Source organism: Leucobacter chinensis (assembly GCF_019049105.1).
Classification (GTDB): domain Bacteria; phylum Actinomycetota; class Actinomycetes; order Actinomycetales; family Microbacteriaceae; genus Leucobacter_A; species Leucobacter_A chinensis.
This window is the reverse complement of the sequence record NZ_JAHQZR010000003.1, coordinates 216,264-236,786: the sequence shown is the minus strand read 5'-3', so window position 1 is coordinate 236,786 and position 20,523 is coordinate 216,264. Positions and strand designations below refer to the sequence as shown.

Genomic DNA, 20,523 nt, shown 5'->3' with positions numbered 1-20,523 from the left:
GCGCCTCAGCGCCCAGCCGCGAGTTCGGTGAGGCCGAAACCCTGGCCGTGCAGAATGAGGGTCAGGACCTGGCGGTCTTCGCTGTGCATGACGCCCGAGACGAAGCGTGAGAGCGCGTGGTCGAGGGTGAGCGCACCTGCGCTGCGCGAGACCTTGCGCACGATCGACACGAGCGTGCGGGGCGCAATGACTGACTCTTCGAGCCCCGGGCGCCCGTCGACGGCGTGCTCGGTACTCACGTAGTCTCTGAACCCCTCGGCCTGCGATCCGGCAAAGACCTGCTGGCTCACGAAAGCTACGCGGGCAACTCGCTCAAGGAGCTCAGACGACATGCCTGGCAGCAGACGCCCATCGGGTCCACTCGCCGCGGTCGAGGCCAGCAGCAGGTTTTCGGTGGGTGTCTCGTGGAAGCTGCGCTGCGCGTCGGGGTAGAGCACCCTGAACGTGTTGGCGCCGAAGCGGTTCACGAGCTCTGCGCTCAGCTGCTCAATGCCGCGGTAGCGTCTGCGTGACTGCTCATTGGCTGTGGCCAGAATAACGAAGCCCTCGGCGATGCGAACCTGAGCGCCTGCGTTTTCTTGCACGCTGAAGAGGTCGCCGGGCCCGAGCTGCAGAATACGGTTGAGTCGCTTTAAGAACTCGGGTGGCATTGCGTTGATCTCGTCGAGAATAATCGGCTTTCCGAGCGTCATTGCCCGCACAAGCGGCCCGGGAACGAACTCGGTGAGCGTTGCCCCGTCGACCGCTCGCAGTTCGTGCGTGCCAATGACCTGGGCGCTCGTGATGTCGCCGTAGCCCGACACGAACTCTGGCTCGCCGGCCACTACTGTACGGGCGAGGTGCTCGGCAAGTGCGGTTTTTGCCCCGCCCGTTTCGCCGATGAGCAGTAGCGGATCGCCCCTGTGCAGCACGGGCACAGCCTCGGTGATGATGTCTCGCATCTGGTCGGTGACGAGTAGCCCTTGACTGAGTTCGTTGGCCGCCCGCTTGAGCGTGATCTGGCCGAGTGCGCGTGCGACGGCCTCGGGGTTGGCGGCCTCAGCGATGAGCGTGTGAGCTGATTCGCTTGCTTTGGGCAGCGATGTTGCACGTGGAACATCGCTTGCGAGTCGGTGCCGTTCGGCGGGCGTGAGTACTCGGTCGCTCGCGGCCGCGAGCTGGCGTACCTCGTCTTGGCCTTGTGAGCGCGCGCGCGAAGCGTCTTCGAGCTTGTGTAGGGCGATGGCTTGGCGAAGAGCGGCGAGGTGCGCGTCGAATGCGGGAGCCAGCATGCCGTGGTGATCGCGCCACAACGTGTTCCAGCGTGCGGCGGTATCGGCGAGCTCGCGGAGGTGCTCACGTACCGGCTCAGCAAACGGTGCGTGGGGCACTTCGGTGGCTTGAGTGTGGCTTATCGCTTCGGTGGTTTTGAGTGCAGAAGCGATCGCGGTTCGAAGCTGCGCGGAGTGCTCAGGGGTCTCGGTATGGCCAGAGAGGGTGCGGTGATCGCGCACCGCAGCTCGTCGAATGACCCGAAGAGCCTCGGCGAGTTCGAGGGCTTCGAGAAGAACCGGGTTGGCTTGATCTGACACCATGCGGTCACGTTAGCACGGGGCACCGACAGAGAGAGGCTGGCGGGGAATGACTGTGTCGGTGCGCCTGCGATGTCGGTGGCTCTCGATACAGTGTGATCATGACAGAGGGTGTTCACGCAAGGGTTACAGCGGCTGCGAAGCTGCTCGGGGTCTCGGTTCAGGTGACCGAGGCCGATGCTTGGGGTGTTCACGAGGGCGCAGTCGTGGTGGGTACGAGAGCGTACGGCGCTCTGGGGGCCGAGCTGAGCGACGATGCGCTCACAGCGCTCATCATGCTCGACCTCTGGGTCGTGGGGCGGCGGCCGGCCGGCTCAGAGCGCAGAACGCAGCAGCGCTTGACGCTCGAAGCAACGCGCCCCGAGCTTGAGCCGTTGCTCGTGACACTCGACCGGCTTCAGGCGGCGGGTGAAATGCTGACTGCCTTTCCTGGCTTTCGGGCAGGTCTTGAAGCCAGTACGGCAGTCATGCTCGCACGCGATCTGCGCGAGGCGACGCCCGAGCTGCAGTGGCTTGTGATGCTGCTCGGTGATGCGCTTGCGTCAAACGCGACCTTCGTGGTGAGCGGCGATGTGCTCGAGCATCGCATTGGTGCTGAGACATTGTGGGTCGCGATAACCCCACTCGCCGAACCTCATCCCGAACAGACCTTTGCGAGGCTGCTCGCCCTGACGCTCGAGCCGTTCGAGCAGTTGCTCGTCTCACGCTCGCGAGGCCTTGCGACCCACGGTGAGCACGCCGAGCGACAGGCATCTGAAGGCGACATTGGCAGTGAAGGGCTGGAGCAGGGCGGTGAGGGTGACGATGCCGACGCCGTGCAGGGTGACGCAGGCTCGGCCTCAGAAGACGCGAGCGCGCAAGAGGGCAACGAGCAGGCGAGGGCCGGCGAAGGCCCAGAACAGGCCGAGGGTGCCGACCTCTTCGAGGCGCAGAAGGCGGGTGAGGTGAAAGCGATGCTCGACACCCCAATGTCGTTGTCGAGCGAAGCCGCGAGAGCGCTTTCTGAGTGGGAGGCGAGCGGCGCAGAGGCGCAAAGCCAGGGCGGGCAACGAGAGTCTGTCGCTGCTGCGAGGGCGCTCGGCCAAGTGCGGCTTGCGACCTACCGAGAACGCGTCGCGTCGCGTGAAAGCGATATTGAAGCACTCCGCGCGGTGTTTGAGCAGCTGATCGCCGAGCGAAAAACGCCGCTCAGGCGCGAGAGCCGGGTTGCTGAGACGCAGGGTGAGACGCTCATGCGGCAGGCGCTCCCCGGCGCCGTCGCCGAAGCGCTCTCGGGCGTTGCGAGGCCCAGAGCCTATGCCCGCAGGGAGCGCGTCATTCGACGCCGTGAAGAGCCCGGCAACCTCGACATCGTGCTGCTCATCGACCGTTCGGGCTCAATGCGTCATGTGGCTCCGGTCGCCGCCGACGCCGCTCTCGTCGTCATTGAGGCGCTCGCCGCGGTAGCGAGAGACGTTGAGACCGAAGAACGCCGCCTCGGTATCGACCTCGATATGCGGCTTCGCACCGCGCTCATCGTGTTCGACGCTGAGCCCGTGCTCGTCAAGCCACTCGCGGCAGCAAACGACGATGCTTCGCGCGCGAGGCTCCTCGGCGAGGCTCTGAGTTCAAGCGGCGGCACGAACGATGCACGAGCTCTCGAACTCGCAATGCGTGAGCTCGGCATCGAGCGGGCTACGGGTGATACCGAGCGCCAGCGCCTCATCATCGTCATCTCTGACGGCGGCTCAGACGACGAACCCGCGGCCAGGGCACTCCTGCAACACATGCGAGCGCGCGGGGTCACGGTCTTCGGGCTCGGCATGCGCTCAGACGAGCTCGTCGCCAGGTATGCCCCGACCGCCCAGCGGGTTGATGACGCTCGAGACCTCGCGGGGGCCCTCGAACGCCTCATCATCGACGCGGCGACGTGACCGTGGCAGGCAGAGGGCAAGTCTGGCAACGGGCAAGAGATGAGGCGGCAGTGAGAAGATGGTAGGCATGGTGGTTGAAGAACGCGTGCTCTCAGAGCCCGAGCGGCACCGAGACGGCGTGCGCCTCGCCGGGCTCCTCGGCGGCCCGATGACACAGGCGCTCCTCGCGGCAGATCGCGAGGGCGTTACGAATCCCGCAGCCCGCATCGCCGAACGGCTCGACGCGAAGGCCGAAACCCTGACCGCTCCGGGCGGGGCGCTCGAGGCGCTCGGCCTTGACGATCTGGCCGAGCCGATCCGCCAACGGGTGTGGCGCGCATTCGCCGACGCCGAGGCGCTCTGGCCCGAACTCCAAACGCCAACGGTCGCGCACTGGACCGAGCAGGGCCTCGACCTCGGCGCCCTTGCGGCGAGGCTCGAAGCCGATGAGCAGCTCGAGGTCGTACTCGCGCCGCTCGGGCAGGGAAGTGAGCAGTGGATCGCGGCCTTCGATCGGTGCGGTGGAGCCCCCAAGCTCACCCTCTCGAGCGAGATCGTCGCAGAGTTTCAGCTGCTCGAGTGGCCCATCGCGGTCGACGCTGCCGAGGGCAGCGGGGCCGAACGCTCGGCAAATACTCGTGTCAGTGTTGCGGCAACCTTCTGGTCACTCGCGGTGGTGCCAGGAGGGCAAGCTCCGCCAATGCTAGGCCAAAACCATCGGCATGGGCCGCACCCGAGGCTCGCCGAAATGCTCACCCTGCAGCTCATGCGGGCCAGGCGCGGCGGCGAGTACGTCGACGCCCGCACCTTCACGTGGATCGCCGGGCGGCTCGGTGAGGGGCGCCTCGCGGCGAGGCACGTGTACGACGAACACGAGCATTCCATTCGGGTGAGCACGCGCGAGTGGGCGCAACAGGGCCCGCACCAGGGCGCGAGGCCGCCGCTCCTGCCCCCAAATTTCGCCGAAACCGTGCACAAAAACCGGTGACGTTGCGCACAGGCGCCAGTACGGTGAAGCGGCTACAATAAGAAGTTGGAATTCAAGCAGTGTCTCTGTAGGGAGGTGGCTAGACATGGCAGGAAGCAATATCGCAGACCTCGCGGTGGCTAAGCAGCGCACGACCGTTCGCAATAATCTTTTCGTACCGGCAATTGTCTTGCTGCTCACCGGCTTCGCGGTGACCTTCACGCAAGAGATGCACGATCAGCTGGCATTTAACCGGTGGATCGTCGCGGTCTTCGGTATCGTCTACGGTGTCGCACTGGCAGCCACGAGCAAGGCCGCGGCCGAAACCGTACAGCGGCCGCTCACCCTGGCACTCGCAGCGCTCGCGGTCGTCACCGGTATTGCTGCGCCATTCATGCCAAGCACCGCGGCACTCTCGATGCTCCTGCTCGTGTGGGCATCACTCACCACCATCGCCTCAGTGTGGCAGTGGGTACAAACACGCGAGGGCGAGTTTCTCACCGTCGCGCTCGTTGCCGGTCTGCTCGCAATCATTCTCGCGTTTGCTGCGCGAGGCCTTCCCGCAGTGATGGGCTTTTTTGCCGCCTACTGCATCATCGTTGGGGTGTACCTCGGTATCGCCGCCTTCGATCGCACTGCCAAAGCAGCTGCGCCTGAAGTGCTCTAAGCACTCCTACGCACGCACTCTCACGGAAAACGGATCATGACGCACGAAGAACAGCACCAGCCCAACTCACCATCGAAGAAAGATCGCTTGCGCCCAGCCGAGCTGCTCGGTCTCTCGGCGGTTCTCTCGGTGTTTGCGACCCTCGTGATTCTCATGGCGACCCGAGACATCAAGCTCGCGCTCATCTGCTTCGTCATCGCGTTCATCGTCTGCCTCGTGGTCTTCGCACTCGCGGGCCTCGGAATGAAGCCAAATCCCGAAGATATTGAGGCGCGCAAGAGCATCGACGACGCACACGAGTAACGAGCCGGTGCATGCACCGCGTTTATCGCTAGCGCACCCTCCGACTGTGTGAAAAAGGGAGCCTTCCATGAGTGGAAGGCTCCCTTTTCGTTGTGCCCACAACGAACACCGCGGCATGGGCTGTAACTCGTGCCACGGCCCTGATCCACGAGAAACATCGCCAACCCGCCCGCCCGGGCATTTGGTAGCTTGTGAGGGAGCACTGGCCGGGGTTAGAGTAGTACCGAGCGAGTGATCGGTCGGCATACTGTTTGCCGATTGATCGGCCTCTCACAGGCCGCCTGCTCGAACGCGTAACGGACACGCGGCCGCGGCGCACGAGCAAGAAGATGCACCCTCAACGACGATGGAGTTTCACATGACACACAGTACCCACAGGCCATTGGAAGGCAAAGTGGCAATTGTAACCGGAGCGAGCCGTGGCATTGGCCGCGCCATCGCCGAGCGGCTCGTCGCCGATGGCGCGAAGGTGTGCATCACCGCCCGCACCGAAGAGACGCTCACCGAGGTGGCGAGTGCCTTGCCCGAGGGCAGCGTCATGGTCGTGGCAGGCAAGTCAGACGATGCCGAGCACCGCGAGGCCGTGATGCAGCAGATCGCCGCGAAGTGGGGCAGGCTCGATATTCTCGTCAACAACGCGGGCATCAACCCCGTTTACGGCAAGCTCATCGACATCGACCTCGGCGCCGTGCGCAAGCTCATCGAGGTGAACGTCGTGTCGATGCTCGCCTGGGCGCAGGCTGCCTACCATCACGAGGGGCTCGGCTTCGCTGAGCACGGCGGTTCGGTCGTGAACCTCTCGTCGGTCTCGGGCCGCACGCCTTCTCCCGGTATCGGCATGTACGGCGTGACGAAGGCCGCGGTCATGCACCTGACGACCACGCTGGCAGCTGAGCTCGGCCCCGAGGTGCGCGTGAACGCGGTTGCCCCTGCCGTCGTCAAGACTGATTTCGCGAAGGCGCTCTACGAGGGGCGCGAAGAAGAGGTCGCGGCAGCGTACCCGGCAAAACGCCTCGGCACCCCCGAAGACATCGCGGGGGCCGTCGCCTACCTCGTCTCGCCCGACGCCTCGTGGGTCACGGGGCAAACGCTCGTGCTTGATGGCGGGCTGCTCGCCGCGGGAGGTGCGGCATGAGCGCAGCAACGAAGGCAAGCATGCTTCCCGAACCCTACGAGACACTGCGGCTCAAGACGCGCGCCTTCATTCGCGACGTCGTCATGCCCGCCGAGCCGAAGGCGGGCACGACCCTTACCGAGGCTACGCGCCGTGACCTCATGAGCAAGGCCAAGGAGGCTGGCGTATTTGCGCCCCACCTCGCCACTGAGTATGGCGGCCAGGGGGTGCCGCTTGAGCACTGGCCAGCGATCTTCATCGAAGCCGGCTACTCGCCCATCGGCCCCGCAGTGCTCAACTGCATGGCGCCCGACGAGGGCAATATGCACATGCTCGAGCTCATCGCCACCGACGAGCAGAAGGCGCGGTATCTCGTGCCGCTCGGGTCGGGCGACGTGCGCTCGTGCTTCGGCATGACCGAGCCGCACCCGGGGGCCGGGTCTGATCCGCTCGCATTGCAATCGACCGCGGAGCGGGTCGATGGAGGCTGGCGGATCAACGCGCACAAGCGCTTCATCAGCGGGGCCGAGGGCGCGGCGTACTGCATTCTCATGGCGCGCACCGAGGCCTCGCCCGACGAGGGTTTTCCCGCGGGAGCCACGATGTTTCTCATCGACATGGATCACCCCGGGGTGCGGCTTGGCAACGCGATCAACGCGATCGATACCGCGATTGCGGGCGGCCACCCGCACGTGTACTTCGAAGACTGTGTGGTGACCGACGACGCGGTGCTCGGGGCACCGGGCGAGGGCTTTGCCTACGCGCAGGTGCGGCTTGGGCCGGCGCGGCTCACGCACTGCATGCGCTGGCTCGGCCTCGCGAAGCGCGCGCAGGACATCGCGCTTGACCGGGCGGCGAGGCGTGAGATGTTTGGCTCGCAGCTGCGCGAACTCGGCATCGCGCAAGAGATGCTCGCGCAGTCTGAGATCGACATCGCGACCTCAGAGGCGATCATTGACCGCACCGCGGCCATGCTCGAACACGACCCGAAGGCCGGCGCGGCGCTCTCTGGCATCGCGAAGGTGCACTGCGCTGACGCGATCGGCCGCATCATTGACCGCGCAATTCAGCTGTGCGGTGGCGATGGCGTGACCGACGCGCTGCCGCTCGCCTCGTACGCGAACGAGGTGCGCCCGTTTCGCATCTATGACGGATCGAACGAGACCCATAAGTGGGCCATTGCTCGTCGCGCCTCGTCTCGCAGGCGCCGTGAGGTTGAGGCCGGGGCTCTGCCGCTCGACACCGTCAATGAGCACGGCAACGATATTTGGGGGCAGCGATGATCAACATTCCAGACGGAACAGAGGTCGTTGCGACCCTTGAAGACGCGGCCGGGCTCGCGATGCCGCCGCTGCTTATCGTCGATCGGGTTACGAAGTTTCTCGACGAGCGCGGCATCGGCGAGGGCCCGATTGCGTGGCAACGCATTGGTGACGGCCAGTCGAACATCACCTACCTCATCGAGCGGGGTGAGACCAGGGTCGTGCTGCGCCGAGGCCCCAGGCCGCCGCTGCCCAAATCGACCCACGACATGATTCGTGAGGCGACGGTACAACAGGGCCTACACCGGGTGGGCGAGCCGGTGCCGAACATTCTCGCGGTGTGCGACGAGGTCTCGGTGCTTGGCGTCCCGTTTTACCTCATGGAGTATCTCGACGGCGTCATTCTGCTCGACGAGACGCCCGCATTCTTTGACACGGTTGCTGGTAAGCGCAAGGCCTCAGAAGCGCTCGTCGATACGCTCGTTGGGCTGCACAGTCTTGATCTTGAGCGGGCTGGGCTCGCCTCGTTCGGCCGTGCCGACGGCTACCTTGAGCGCCAGGTGAAGACCTTTACGGGGCTGGCGGGCCAGGTGTCACAGCGCGAACTGCCGCTCATCGGCGAGCTCTCGCGCTGGCTTGAGGCCAACCGGCCGGTTACGCAGCGGCCCGCCCTGGTGCACGGCGATTACCGCTTCGGCAACGTCATGTTCAAGCCCGAGGGTGACCCGCGAGTGCTCGCGGTGCTCGATTGGGAGATGGCGACGCTCGGCGATCCGCTCGCTGATCTCGGCTACCTCACGGTCACCTACAGCGACGCGACCTCGCAGGGCACGGTCATGGAGCTCACGAGCGCAACGCTCGAAGAGGGGTACCTGAACCGCGCCGAGATTGCCGAGCGCTACGCCACGGGCACGGGCCTCGACGTGAGCGACCTGCCCTGGTACCAGACGCTCGCGCTCTGGAAGTCGTCGGTGTTTCTTGAGGCGATTTACAGCCGCTGGCAGGCGGGGGAGCGCCCCGGTGACGAGTTTGCGCACACGCTCGAGTTCGAGGTGCCGCGCGTGCTCGAGTGCGCTCAGGCGATCACCCGGTAACGCGCTCGCAGGGACGAGCTGCGGCGCCGCGCGCTACCGAACGAAGCGCGCGGTGTCGCGGCAAATCTCGGTGTACACGGCCACGAGATCGTCGACGCTGAGCTCGCCATTCGGCCGAAACCACTGTGCGACGCCGAGGCAAATGTGGGTGATCGCGCGTGCCACGTGGCGTGGCTCTTCGGCCTGGAAGATGCCCTCGGCCGTGCCGTCGACGACCGCGTCGGTGATGAACTGTTGCACGCCCCTGCGCGCCTCGATGTGCGCCTCGCGGGGGCCTGGCTTGAGCGAACGAATTTCGCTGTAGGTCACGAAGGCAACGGCGCCGAACTCGGCGTGAAATTCGAGCAGACAGGCGACGAGGTTGTCGAAGCGCTCAAGCGTCGTCGTTGCTGCATCGCGCGCCTTAACCAGGGCTGCGTGTAGCTCGATCATCGAGATTTCGCAGAGCTTCTCGAGCAGCGCCGCTTTCGACGGGTAGTGGTGGTACAGGCCGGGAACCGACAGGCCCGCCTCGCTCGCGATTTCGCGAATCGAGGTGCCGTGAAAGCCGTTCTTTGCGAAGCAGGTGAGAGCGGCGTTGCAGCAGGTGTCGAAGACGATTGGCTGCGGAAAATGGGGGTCGGTCATGTGTGCCAGAATTGCACGCTGGGTCAGATTGCGCAACTGCGCAGTGAACGAGTGCGAGAACGTCGTTTCGTAAGGCCTTGAAGAGGGGCCGGGGCGGATCCCGCCCTAGACCCCGCTCCCGTCATCAGACGGCAGCGCGTCGATGCCAAAGAGGGTTTCGAGGGCTGCCGCGGCATCGTTCACTCTGCCCTCGCGCCCGAGGCTTCTGATGCGGGTCATGGGCAGGTGCAGCAGCTTGCCTGAGAAGCGGCGCAGGGCGGCCTCGATCTCGGCCGATGAGGTGCTGTCGAGTGGGTCGCCCATGGCCGTGGCCTCGTTCCCGCCGGGGGGTGCCTCGGGCGGGAGTGAAGCCGTCGCCTTTCGGGCGCGGCATAGTTCGTCTTCGAGAATGCCGGCGACGTGGGTGCGCAGGGCGAGCAGAGCAGGAAGCGCCTCGCGCTCAGCCTGCGAGGCGCTGAATTCGGTGGCTGCGGTGCGCACGATTTCGAGTGCCTCGGCCTCGGCGCTCAGCTCGGTCACTGGGGCGTGCTTGCTGATGGTCTCGAGGTCGAGCAGCCAGGCGCCGGCAAGCTCGGTGACGAGCGGGTCGATGTTGCGGGGCAAGCCGAGGTCGATGAGCAGGAGCTCGCGGCGGCGTTCGGTTTCAAGCGCCTCGCGCACAAGGTCGGCGGTGAGCACTGGGTCGTCGGCTCTACTGCACGCGATGACGAGGTCGGCGACCTTGAGCTCTGCCTGCAGTTCACCTTGGGCAACGGCCTCGAGGCCGCGCTCGGCGGCGTAGCCCTCGGCTCGGCCCGAGGGCGAGAAGACTCGCAACTGGGTGACGCCGCGGGCTTGCAGCGCGGTGACGGTCGCGCCGGCGTAGGCGCCCGTGCCAATGAGCAGCACGCGGGCTTCCTGCCAGTCGGGCACCCGTGCCTCGGCCATGCGCAGTGAGAGACGTACGAGCGAGCGTCCCGCCGAGCGAATCTCGGTGCGGTGCCCGACCTCGCGTGAGGTGCGGGTCGCGGTGCGAAAGAGGTGCTCGAGGTCGTGCGTGAGCGTTGCTCGCTGCCTGGCGTCGTCGTGGGCTCGGCGCACCTGGCCCGCGATTTCTCCCTCGCCAACGACGGCCGACTCGAGGCCTGAGGCGACGGCAAAGAGGTGCTCTGCCGTTTCTCGACCCGTTTTTGCGTCGGCTGCCGCGCCAAGCGCCTCGGCGTCGAGGCCGGTCACGCGCGAGAGTCGCGTGAGGAGCGCCTGCTGCTGCCCCGCGCCGGTGTCGGCGTAAATCTCAAAGCGGTTGCAGGTGCTGAGCACGACCGAGCCCTGGGTGAGCGAGGGGTCGTCGAAGGCGTCGCTGATGCTCTCGTGGTGACGCGAGAGGTGCTCGAGCGTCTCAAAGGGGGTGCGCTCAAGCGTGAATGACAGTGAGGTAAGCATGGGTCGCGGGTGCTCCGGGGTGGTTCGGTGGGTCGCGTGTCAGTGAATACGTCAAGCAAATCACCCGAACCTGAATACATCTGATCTAATACATCAGATCTATGCGTTAGCATCTGGTGCGATGAGACTTTTGAGTGAAACCCACCCGCTCGTGACCGGTGTCACCAGCGATGCCCCGCTCGTGCGCGCGCTGCGCGGCGACCGCCCAGAGCGCGTTCCCGTCTGGTTTATGCGCCAGGCGGGCCGCTCGTTGCCAGAGTACCGCGCGCTGCGCCAAGAAACCCGAATGCTCGATGCATGTCTTGACCCCGCGCTCGCGAGCGAGATCACGCTGCAGCCCGTGCGCAGGCACGGAGTCGACGCCGCGGTGTTTTTTAGCGATATCGTCGTGCCACTGTTGCTCGCCGGGGTCGAGGTTGACCTCGTGGCTGGCAAGGGTCCCGTCTTTGCCCACCCCGTGCGCACCGCGGCCGACGTCGAGCACTGCCGCGCGACCTACACCCCCGAGCGCCTGCGAGAAGCCCTCGAACCCGTGCGCGAGGCCGTGAGGCTCACGGTCGCCGAGCTTGGCGAGACGCCACTCGTGGGCTTCGCCGGCGCCCCCTTCACCCTCGCGGCCTACCTCGTCGAGGGCGGCCCGTCACGCGAGCACCTGCGCGCGCGCACGCTCATGCAGAGCGAGCCAGAGGTGTGGCACGACTTGCTCGAGTGGGTCGCCGACCTCAGCGCCGTGTTCCTCGAGGCCCAGGTCGAGGCCGGTGCGAGCGCCGTGCAGCTCTTCGACTCGTGGGCAGGCTCGCTGAGCGTGAACGACTACCGCGAATACGTGGCCCCGGCCTCGGCCCGAGCGCTCTCGCTCGTGAGACAACTGGGCTTTCACCACCCGGGCTGGCACGGCTACGCCGACGTGGCGCTTCAGGTACCCGTGATCCACTTCGCGGTCGGCTCAGGGCACCTGCTTGAGGCGCTCGCCGAGCTCGGCCCAGATGCCGTTGGCGTCGACTGGCGCATTCCTCTCGACGAGGCGAGCGAGCGTCTCGGCTCCGAGATGCCGCTGCAGGGCAACCTCGACCCGGCCCTGCTCGGTGCCCCCGACGAAGCCCTCGAGGCGCACCTCGCCGACGTGCTCACGCGCGGGCAGCACGCTCCCGCCCACATTCTCAACCTTGGCCACGGGGTCCCTCCCGAAACCGACCCGGCCGTGCTCACCCGCATCGTCGAGCTCGCGCATGCCTTCTAGCGAGACCCGCGACACCAGCCCACAGCGCATTGTCGTTGTGGGCGGAGGCGTCGCGGGTCTCGTTGCGGCCAGAGAGCTGAGCCTGGGCGGCGCGGCCGTCACGCTCATTGAAGCGGGCGAGCAGCTCGGCGGCCGGGTCGCTTCAGCGCCCCTTCACGGCCACGCGGTCGATGTCGGCGCCGAGGCGTTCGCGACCCGCGGGGGCGAGGTGCAGCGTCTCATCACCGAGCTGGGGCTCGCCCAGCGGGTGGTTCCACCGGCGCCGCGTGGCTCGTGGGTGTATGCCGAGGGTGTCGCCAGGCCGCTGCCGAAGGGCGGTGCGCTCGGCATTCCTGCCAGCCCCATGAGCGCCGAGTCACGGCGCGTGCTCGGCTTTGGGGCCGCGCTGCGCGCCGCGCTCGAACCCCTTCGCCGCCGAGCCACCCCAACAAACGACGAAACGACGGTCGCGGCCCTCGTGACCGAGCGTCTCGGGGCACGCGTGCTCGAGCGGCTCGTGCGCCCGATCGCGCTCGGCGTCTACTCGACCGACCCGACCGAGCTGCGGATCGCGCAGGTTCCCGGGCTTCGCGAGGCTTTCGACCGCAGCGGATCACTCGTGGGTGCAGCCCGTGAGCTTCGTGCCGCGAGTTCGGCCGCGGGAGGGGCCGTCGCTGCCCTCGAGGGAGGCATGACCCCGCTCGTTGCTGCCCTCGAGGCTGACCTGCTCGGTCGCGGTTGCGAGATCGTGCGCGGCACGCAGGTGGTTGCCCTCGTGCCGCCGTTTGACACCGAGCCGAGCTGGCAGGTGCACGATGCCGAGGGCTCGTGCCTCGCGAGCGCCGATGCCGTGGTCATCGCGGCACCCGAGCTGGCTGCGCGTGAGTTGTTGGGCGGGCTGCTCGGCGGCTCGCGCGATGCGGCCCCCGTGCCAAGCGATATCGAGGTCATCGCCCTCGCGGTGCACGACGAACGGCTTGACGCAGCTCCCCGCGGAACCGGCGTGCTTGTCGCGCCCGGCGACCCGCGCGTGGCCGCGAAGGCGCTCACGCACGCGACGGCGAAGTGGCCCGATCGCGCGGCGGTGCGCGGCCCCGGCGAGCACGTGCTGCGCCTCTCATACGGCCGCACGGGCAGCGCCCCCGAGACGGCAGCGCTCGCCGACGCCGACGCTTTTGCGCTGGCCCTGCGCGACGCGAGCCTGCTGCTCGGTATTGAGCTCGCTCCCGAGTCGCTTGCCGACGCAGTCAGGCAGCCCTGGTCGGTGAGCCCGCCTCCCGGCGCCCGGCCCGAGCCGCAGACCCCAGCGACGGTGGCCCTCGCGGGAGACTGGGTGCACGGCACTGGCCTCGCCTCGGTTGTCGCGGGTGCCCGCGGCGCGGCGAACGACCTCCTGGGGCGGCTTGCGCCCCTCCACACGACCGATCCCTCATCGACCCCACAGCAAGAAAGCACGGTGCGACCAGCATGACCGAAACGAAGCAGACGAAGCGCATCGCGAGCGTGACGAGGGCTGAGGGCCCTGTCGAGGCTGCTCCCGGCATCATCAGGGTGGGTACGAGGGGCAGCGCGCTCGCGGTGTCGCAGACCACGACCGTTGCCCAGACCATCGCCCGGGCGACGGGCCTCGACGTCGTGCTCGTCATCGTCACCACGAAGGGTGACGTGTCGCGCGCCCCGCTCGCCCAGCTCGGCGGAACCGGCGTGTTCGTGAGCGCCCTGCGTGACGCCCTGCTCGCCGGCGAGTGCGACGTCGCGGTGCACTCGCTCAAAGACCTGCCGACGGGGCCGTGCGAGGGAATCACGCTCGGCGCGATTCCCGAGCGTGCCGATGCGCGCGACGCTCTGTGTGCTCGCGACGGGCTCACCCTCGAGACACTTCCCGAGGGGGCGCTCGTCGGCACCGGCTCGCCGCGCCGCGCAGCCCAGCTGCTCTCTCGCCGTCCCGACCTGCAGGTCAGCGACCTGCGTGGCAACGTTGATACGCGGCTTGGCCGGGTCGCAACCGACCTTGACGCGGTCGTGCTTGCCGCCGCCGGTCTCGACCGCATTGGCCGCGACGCCGCCATCACTGAGCGCTTCTCGCTCGACGTCGCCCCTCCCGCCCCGGGCCAGGGCGCGCTCGCGATCGAGGTGCGCAGCGCCGAGACCGAGACGGGGCCGCTGCACGACGCGCTCGTCGCCCTTAACGACCCCGCTGCCCGCGCCGAGGCGCTCGCCGAACGCGCCCTGCTCGCAACACTCGAGGCAGGATGCGCGGCCCCGATTGGCGCAACGGCCGTGGCCGCGAACGGCGAGCTCACGCTGAGCGCGACCGTGTACCGCCTCGACGGGCAGGAACAGCTGACGGCCGTCGAACGCTCACCCCTCGCCTCACCCGAGGCGGATCGCGACGCGCGCTACCGCTCAAGCCTCACCGATCGCACGGCTCACGAGCTCGGCGCGAGCGTTGCGAAACAGCTGCTTGACCAGGGCGCCGCCGAACTCGCACCCCTCGGGGCGACGCGGTGAGCACAGCCGACCGCCACGCGCACGGTGGCTCCCACGGTGGCTCGCTTGAGGGCGCGCTCGAGGGCCAGCGGGTGCTCGTGCCGCGCGCCGAAGCCCGCGGCGATCACCTCGCTGAACTCGTGCTGAGCCTCGGCGGCGAGCCCGTCATGGTTCCACTCATCGAGCACACACCCCCGGCCGATGAGGAGGCCTTCGCCGCCGCGATCGAACGCTGGAACGCTGGCGTCTACGACTGGGCGGCCATTACGAGCGTGCGCGGCGCCCAGGCCTTTGCGCGGGCTGGGGCAACGCCGAGCGGCGGCCGCATCGCCTCGGTCGGCAGCACCACGACCGCGGCCCTCGAATCACTCGGCTTCTGCGTCACCCTCGAACCCGAACGCTTTACCGGCGAGAGCCTCGCGAGAGCACTCGTCGCCGAGCTCATGAGCTGGCCGGCCCCCGACGGTAAAGCGAGTGTGCTGCTGCCTCTCTCGGCCATCGCCGACACCGCACTCGAAACAGGACTCATCGCGGCCGGCCACCGCCCCGAGCGGATCGATGCCTACCGCACCAGCCCCGTCGAGGGAGACCCCGAGGCCGACGCGGCCATCGCCCTCTCGATCGATGCCGCGCTCGTGCTCAGCGCCTCGGCAGCGAGGGCACTCGCCGCACGGTTCCCGACGCTCCACGAGCATGCGCGTCTCGCAGCGATCGGAGAACCTACCGCCAGGCAACTCAGAAGCCTCGGCATGCCCCCCGCCGTCGTCGCCCGCCAGCACACCGCCTCAGGCACGGTGACGGCACTCGCGAGGCTCACCGAAACCAGCAGAAAATCGTGAAGAAGGTGCTGCAATGCAACCGCAAGGAGACCCGATGACCCTGACCAACCGACCGAGGCGCCTGCGCGCCACCCCCGCGCTGCGCCGCCTCGCCACCGAGACCCGGCTATACTCGGGCGACCTCGTGCTGCCACTCTTTGTGCGCGAGGGCATCAACGAGCCTCGCCCCATCACCTCAATGCCGGGCGTCATGCAGCACACGCTCGACTCCCTTCGCGCAGCCGCCGCCGAGGCCGCTGCCCAGGGCGTCGGTGGCGTCATGCTCTTCGGCGTTCCCGAGAGGCGCGACGCCCTGGGCAGCGCTGCCGACGACCCCGACGGCATTCTGAACGTCGCGACCCGCGCCGTCGCGAGCGAGGTTGGCGACGCGCTCGTCGTGCAGACCGACCTGTGCCTCGACGAGTTCACCGACCACGGACACTGTGGCGTGCTGGGTGCTCAGGGGCGATCCGCTGCGGGTCAACCCCGCGTCGATAATGACGCGACGCTCGAACGCTACCGGTCGATGGCCCTCGCGCAGGCCGAGGCCGGCTCGCAGCTGCTCGGCCTTTCGGGCATGATGGACGGCCAGGTTGCCGCTGTGCGCGACGTGCTCGACGCCGCCGGGCACCTCGACACCGCCGTGCTCGCCTACTCGGCCAAGTACGCCTCGGCGTTCTACGGGCCCTTTCGCGAGGCCGTCGACTCGCAGCTCACGGGCGACCGCCGCAGTTACCAGATGGATCCGGCCAACCGCCGCGAGGGCCTGCGCGAGGCGCAGCTCGACATCGCCGAGGGTGCCGACGTCGTCATGGTGAAGCCCGCCATGAGCTACCTCGACGTGCTCTCAGACGTCGCCGCCGAGAGCCCCGTGCCCGTGTGGGCCTACCAGGTGTCGGGCGAGGCGGCCATGATCGAGGCCGCCGCGGCCAACGGGTGGATCAACCGCCGTGCCGCCATCGAAGAATCGCTCGTGAGCATCAAGCGCGCGGGCGCCGACGCCATCCTGACCTACTTCGCCACCGAGATTGCGAGCAACCCCTCATGAAGAACACCCTGAACCCTTCCGGCGGCGTACCCGCTGGAACCCCTGCTGCCGGTGTTGTTGGCGCTGGTGCCCCCGCTGGCGGCGCACCCGTCGCCGATAATGCTGTGCTCGCCGAGAAAGCGGCGCGCGTCATTCCCGGCGGCGTGAACTCACCCGTGCGAGCCTTCGGCTCTGTCGGCGGAACCCCGCGCTTTCTCACCGGCGGGCGCGGCGCCATCGTGACCGACGTCGAGGGCAACGAATACGTCGACCTCATCGGAGCCTGGGGCCCGGCCCTGCTCGGCCACGCCGTACCCGAGGTCGTTGACGCGGTGCAGCGTGCTGCGGCGCGTGGCTTTGGCTTCGGTGCCTCGGTGCCTGAGGAGGCCGAACTCGCCGAGGCGATCATCGAGCGAGTGCCCGAAGCCGAGCGAGTGCGCCTCGTTTCGACGGGAACTGAGGCGACGATGACTGCGATCCGCATCGCCCGCGGCCACACCGGCCGCCCCCTCATCATCAAGTTTGCGGGGCACTACCACGGGCACTCCGACGGGCTGCTCGCCGCTGCCGGCTCGGGGCTTGCGACCTTCGGCCTGCCCGGTTCGGCCGGAGTGACCGAGGCTACCGCCGCCCAAACCCTCGTGCTCGACTACAACGACCTCCCGGCTCTCGAGGAGGCCTTCGCTCGCCACGAGGGTCAGATCGCCGCCGTCATCACCGAGTCTGCCGCCGCCAACATGGGCGTGCTGCCCCCTGAACCGGGCTTCACCGAGGGCCTGCTGCGCCTCGCCCACGCAAACGGCGCGCTCGTCATCACCGACGAGGTGCTCACTGGCTTCCGGGCGGGCCCCGGCGGCTACTGGGGGCTCGAGCGGGAGGCCGTGCAGGGCGGTTTTGCTGGGGCTGGTGCTGGCGGCGGTGCCGGTGCTAGTGCTGGTGGCGGTGCCAGTGCTGGGGCTGACGCTGGTGGCAGTGCTGGGGCTGACGCGGGCGGGCTGCGGCCCGACCTCTTCACCTTCGGCAAGGTGATCGGCGGCGGCCTTCCGATCGCGGCGGTCGCTGGCCGCGCCGAGCTCATGAACCTGCTCGCCCCGCTCGGACCGGTCTACCAAGGCGGAACCCTCTCAGGCAACCCCCTCGCCGTTACGGCCGGCCTCACCACGCTGCGCGCCGCCGATGCCGCCGCGTACGAGCGCCTCGCCTTTGCCGCCGACACCCTGGCGGGTGAGGTGAGTGGCGCCCTCGCCGAGGCCGGGGTCGAGCACCGGGTGCAGCGCGCCGGAACCCTCATGAGCGTACTCTTTGGCGACTTCGAGCACGCCCCGCGAACCTATGATGACGTGCTCGGCCAGAACGTGGCACAGCACCGGGCGTTCTTCCACGCGATGCTCGACGGCGGTGTGCACTTGCCGCCGAGCCCCTTCGAGACGTGGTTCGTGAGCGCGGCCCACGACGAAGCAATCCTCTCGCGGATCGCTGAGGCCCTGCCCGCTGCCGCCCGCGCCGCGGCTCGCGCCTGACCCGTGCCGATTTTGCTATAACCGGCAACTATTGCCTGATTTTTCGATGCATTTCCCCCAAAACCGCTTCATTCGCGTTGAAAATCAGGCAATAGTTGGGAGCTGGAGCTGGAGCTGGAGCTGGAGCCGGAGAATAGGGGCGAGCCAAAACCTGCCTGCGGCCGTGTCTGAGACCGCACCCGAAAACGCAAACGCCCGCGCCACAGCCCAGGCCGATGGGCCGGGGCTGGACGCGGGCGAGGGCGAGGCAGCGAGTGCCGAGTGCCGAGTGCCGAGGGCGCACGGGCGAGGGCGCACGGGCGAGGGCGCACGGGTGAGTGCGCGCTAGCGAGAGGGCGCCCGGGCGCGGGGCGCCGCGTTACACGCGGTCGACGAGCGCCGCAGCGACGCCCGTGTAGGTCGCGGGGGTGAGTGCGAGCAGGCGCTCCTTGGCTTCGGCGCCGATGTCGAGGCCGCTCACGAACTCGATGAGTTCGGCCTGGCCGATACGGCGGCCGCGGGTGAGTTCTTTGAGGGCGGCGTAGGGGTCGCTGATGGTTGAGCGGCCGGCGGTGACCTCGGCGCGAATCACGGTCTGAATAGCCTCGCCGAGTACCTCCCAGTTGGCGTCGAGGTCGGCCGCGAGCACCTCGGGTGCGGCGTCGATCTGGCCGAGGCCCTTGCGAATGTTGTCGAGCGCGAGCACCGAGTGGCCGATGCCGACGCCGATGTTGCGCTGCGCCGACGAGTCGGTGAGGTCGCGCTGCCAGCGGCTCGTCACGAGGGTCGCGGCGAGTGAGTCGAGAATCGCGTTCGACAGCTCAAGGTTTGCCTCGGCGTTTTCGAAGCGAATCGGGTTGACCTTGTGCGGCATGGTCGATGAACCGGTTGCGCCCTCGACGGGAATCTGCCTGAAGTAGCCGATTGAGATGTAGCTCCAGATGTCGGTCGCGAGGTTGTGCAGAATGCGGTTCGCGTGCGCAATGCGCGTGAACAGCTCGGCCTGCCAGTCGTGCGATTCGATCTGGGTGGTGAGCGGGTTGAACGTGAGGCCGAGGCCCTCGACGAAGTCGCGTGAGATCGCGGGCCAGTCGGCGTGCGGATCGGCCGCGAGGTGCGCCGCGAACGTACCCGTCGCACCCGAGAACTTGCCGTAGTACGGAATCTCGCGAATCTGGTCGAGCTGGCGGCGCAGGCGGTGCACGAACACTGCGAGCTCCTTGCCGAGCGTCGTGGGGGTCGCGGGCTGGCCGTGCGTGCGGCTCATCATGGGGAGCTCTTGGTACTCGCGGGCTTGGCGCGCGAGTTCGTCGATGACGGTCTCGAAGCGGGGGATCCACACCTGTTCAATCGAGTGCTTCACGGTGAGGGCGTACGAGAGGTTATTGATGTCTTCGCTCGTGCAGCACACGTGGGTGAGCTCGGCGAACTGGCCGAGGCCCTGCTGCTCGAGGCGGGCGCGCACGAGGTACTCGACGGCCTTCACGTCGTGCTGCGTGACGCGTTCGGTTTCGGCGAGCTCGTCAATCTCGGCCTGGCCGAACTGCGCTGCCCACTCGCGCAGCGACGCGAGCTGCTCGGCGCCCATGGGCGAGCCGCCCAGCAGCGAGTGCTCGGTGAGGTACGCGAGCCACTCGACCTCGACGTGCACGCGGGCGCGGTTGAGGCCTGCCTCAGAGAGGTAGTCGCCGAGGCCAGCGACGGCCGCGCGGTACCGCCCGTCGAGGGGGCTGATGGGCTGCGGGGGAAGACTCGTGGTCTCAGACATATTGGTGAACACTCCACGTGGGGTCGAACGGGACAAGACCCCTCTATTGTCGCAGAGTTTGGCGGCTCAGGTGGCCGGTTGTGCACAGGGCGATGAAGGGGCCTGAGAGCAAGCAGTGAGCTACCTGAACGTTCATTGCGGCGACTCAGGCAGCGAGAGTAACGTACCGACTAGGTGGAGAAATTTTAGCCACCTACTCGCCAAATGAAGTGGAGGTTTACGATGAGTACCCCGACAGAAGTTCTTCCAGGAAGCATTGCTGACGTAGGCGCTGCAGCCGAGGTGACCCGATACCTCGAGCCGGTTGTTCAAGACCTCATCGCCCTGTCGGTGAACGGCAAACAGGCCCACTGGCACGTGCGCGGCATGAACTTTGTGCGCACCCACGAGTTTCTTGACGAGGTTGTCGATCACGCCCGCGAGGCATCTGACACCCTCGCCGAGCGCGTGGTCGCCCTCGGGCACCCGGTTGACGGCCGTCTTGGCCAGGTAGCGGAGAAGACCCGCACCCCCGAGCTGACTGCTGGCTTCCAGGGTGCGAAAGCAACGATCCGCGCGATCATCGCTCAGATCGACGCGACCCGACAGGACGCGACGACGGCGATCAAGGCGCTCGACGAGATTGACCCGGTGAGCCAGGATCTCGTCATCGCGGTTGCGCAGGAGCTCGACAAGGACCGCTGGTTCTTGAGCGCGCACCTCGACGACCTCGACGACTAACGCATCAACCCGCTTGCGCGGCGGCTCAGAACTTCGGTTCTGGGCCGCCGTTTTTGTACCCGG

At 67.5% G+C, this 20,523-nt stretch carries 19 protein-coding genes; 15 read left to right on the top strand and 4 right to left on the bottom strand.

What is annotated here, in order from left to right; all coding sequences use genetic code 11:
• Window positions 1–5: 5 nt before the first annotated feature.
• Complete coding sequence (locus tag KTJ78_RS04765; protein ID WP_254259374.1) at window positions 6–1,574, bottom strand: AAA family ATPase; 1,569 nt, start codon at window positions 1,572–1,574, stop codon at window positions 6–8.
• A 98-nt stretch (window positions 1,575–1,672) separates the two neighbouring features.
• Between KTJ78_RS04765 and KTJ78_RS04760 the strand changes: the two genes are divergently transcribed.
• The 7 genes from KTJ78_RS04760 to KTJ78_RS04730 all read left to right on the top strand — a co-directional run bounded on the left by KTJ78_RS04760 (window position 1,673) and on the right by KTJ78_RS04730 (window position 8,870).
• Entirely contained in the window at window positions 1,673–3,484 is a 1,812-nt protein-coding gene (locus tag KTJ78_RS04760; protein ID WP_217133117.1) for a vWA domain-containing protein, read from the top strand.
• Window positions 3,485–3,551: 67 nt separating this feature from the next.
• Entirely contained in the window at window positions 3,552–4,451 is a 900-nt protein-coding gene (locus KTJ78_RS04755; protein ID WP_217133115.1) for a hypothetical protein, read from the top strand.
• A gap of 85 nt (window positions 4,452–4,536) precedes the next feature.
• The gene (locus KTJ78_RS04750) at window positions 4,537–5,097 is read left to right on the top strand and encodes a hypothetical protein (protein ID WP_217133114.1); all 561 of its coding nucleotides are present in this window, start codon (window positions 4,537–4,539) and stop codon (window positions 5,095–5,097) included.
• A gap of 36 nt (window positions 5,098–5,133) precedes the next feature.
• The gene (locus tag KTJ78_RS04745; protein ID WP_217133112.1) at window positions 5,134–5,400 is read left to right on the top strand and encodes an ABC transporter ATP-binding protein; all 267 of its coding nucleotides are present in this window, start codon (window positions 5,134–5,136) and stop codon (window positions 5,398–5,400) included.
• 394 nt (window positions 5,401–5,794) lie between these two features.
• On the top strand, window positions 5,795–6,535 hold the full coding sequence (locus KTJ78_RS04740) for an SDR family oxidoreductase (protein ID WP_369807978.1): 741 nt from the start codon (window positions 5,795–5,797) through the stop codon (window positions 6,533–6,535).
• On the top strand, window positions 6,532–7,797 hold the full coding sequence (locus tag KTJ78_RS04735; protein ID WP_254259373.1) for an acyl-CoA dehydrogenase family protein: 1,266 nt from the start codon (window positions 6,532–6,534) through the stop codon (window positions 7,795–7,797). The genes KTJ78_RS04740 and KTJ78_RS04735 overlap by 4 nt, the downstream gene beginning before the upstream one ends.
• Complete coding sequence (locus tag KTJ78_RS04730; RefSeq protein WP_217133108.1) at window positions 7,794–8,870, top strand: phosphotransferase family protein; 1,077 nt, start codon at window positions 7,794–7,796, stop codon at window positions 8,868–8,870. Before KTJ78_RS04735 ends, KTJ78_RS04730 begins: the two co-directional genes overlap by 4 nt.
• A 33-nt stretch (window positions 8,871–8,903) precedes the next feature.
• Here KTJ78_RS04730 and KTJ78_RS04725 read toward each other — a convergent pair whose 3' ends face one another.
• Together KTJ78_RS04725 and KTJ78_RS04720 are read right to left on the bottom strand one after the other, a co-directional pair.
• Window positions 8,904–9,497, bottom strand: a complete 594-nt coding sequence (locus KTJ78_RS04725; protein WP_217133106.1) for a TetR/AcrR family transcriptional regulator — start codon at window positions 9,495–9,497, stop codon at window positions 8,904–8,906.
• Between the two features lie 105 nt (window positions 9,498–9,602).
• Entirely contained in the window at window positions 9,603–10,919 is a 1,317-nt protein-coding gene (locus tag KTJ78_RS04720; RefSeq protein ID WP_217133104.1) for a glutamyl-tRNA reductase, read from the bottom strand.
• 121 nt (window positions 10,920–11,040) lie between these two features.
• Here KTJ78_RS04720 and hemE point away from each other — a divergent pair, with 121 nt between their 5' ends.
• From hemE to KTJ78_RS04685, 7 genes are all read left to right on the top strand, one after another.
• Window positions 11,041–12,159 (top strand): uroporphyrinogen decarboxylase, encoded by a 1,119-nt coding sequence (gene hemE / locus KTJ78_RS04715; protein WP_217133102.1) that lies wholly within the window; start codon window positions 11,041–11,043, stop codon window positions 12,157–12,159.
• Complete coding sequence (locus tag KTJ78_RS04710) at window positions 12,149–13,609, top strand: protoporphyrinogen/coproporphyrinogen oxidase (protein WP_217133100.1); 1,461 nt, start codon at window positions 12,149–12,151, stop codon at window positions 13,607–13,609. Before hemE ends, KTJ78_RS04710 begins: the two co-directional genes overlap by 11 nt.
• Window positions 13,606–14,649: a hydroxymethylbilane synthase gene (gene hemC / locus KTJ78_RS04705; RefSeq protein WP_217133098.1), complete on the top strand. Its 1,044-nt coding sequence runs from the start codon at window positions 13,606–13,608 to the stop codon at window positions 14,647–14,649. The genes KTJ78_RS04710 and hemC overlap by 4 nt, the downstream gene beginning before the upstream one ends.
• Window positions 14,646–15,467, top strand: a complete 822-nt coding sequence (locus KTJ78_RS04700) for a uroporphyrinogen-III synthase (protein ID WP_217133096.1) — start codon at window positions 14,646–14,648, stop codon at window positions 15,465–15,467. Before hemC ends, KTJ78_RS04700 begins: the two co-directional genes overlap by 4 nt.
• 34 nt (window positions 15,468–15,501) lie before the next feature.
• Window positions 15,502–16,494 carry a porphobilinogen synthase gene (gene hemB, locus KTJ78_RS04695; protein WP_217133095.1) on the top strand — a complete coding sequence of 331 codons (993 nt, stop codon included), beginning with the start codon at window positions 15,502–15,504 and terminating at the stop codon, window positions 16,492–16,494.
• Window positions 16,491–17,993, top strand: coding sequence for a glutamate-1-semialdehyde 2,1-aminomutase (locus tag KTJ78_RS04690; protein WP_217133093.1), 1,503 nt, complete (start codon window positions 16,491–16,493; stop codon window positions 17,991–17,993). Before hemB ends, KTJ78_RS04690 begins: the two co-directional genes overlap by 4 nt.
• Window positions 17,994–18,156: 163 nt before the next feature.
• Window positions 18,157–18,321, top strand: coding sequence for a hypothetical protein (locus KTJ78_RS04685; protein WP_217133091.1), 165 nt, complete (start codon window positions 18,157–18,159; stop codon window positions 18,319–18,321).
• Window positions 18,322–18,351: 30 nt separating this feature from the next.
• On the opposite strand, the gene purB is transcribed toward KTJ78_RS04685, so the two are convergent.
• A complete protein-coding gene (gene purB, locus KTJ78_RS04680) occupies window positions 18,352–19,740 on the bottom strand; it encodes an adenylosuccinate lyase (protein WP_217133090.1) in 1,389 nt (462 codons plus the stop codon).
• Window positions 19,741–19,962: 222 nt separating this feature from the next.
• Between purB and KTJ78_RS04675 the strand changes: the two genes are divergently transcribed.
• A complete protein-coding gene (locus KTJ78_RS04675) occupies window positions 19,963–20,460 on the top strand; it encodes a Dps family protein (protein ID WP_217133088.1) in 498 nt (165 codons plus the stop codon).
• Window positions 20,461–20,523: the final 63 nt, after the last annotated feature.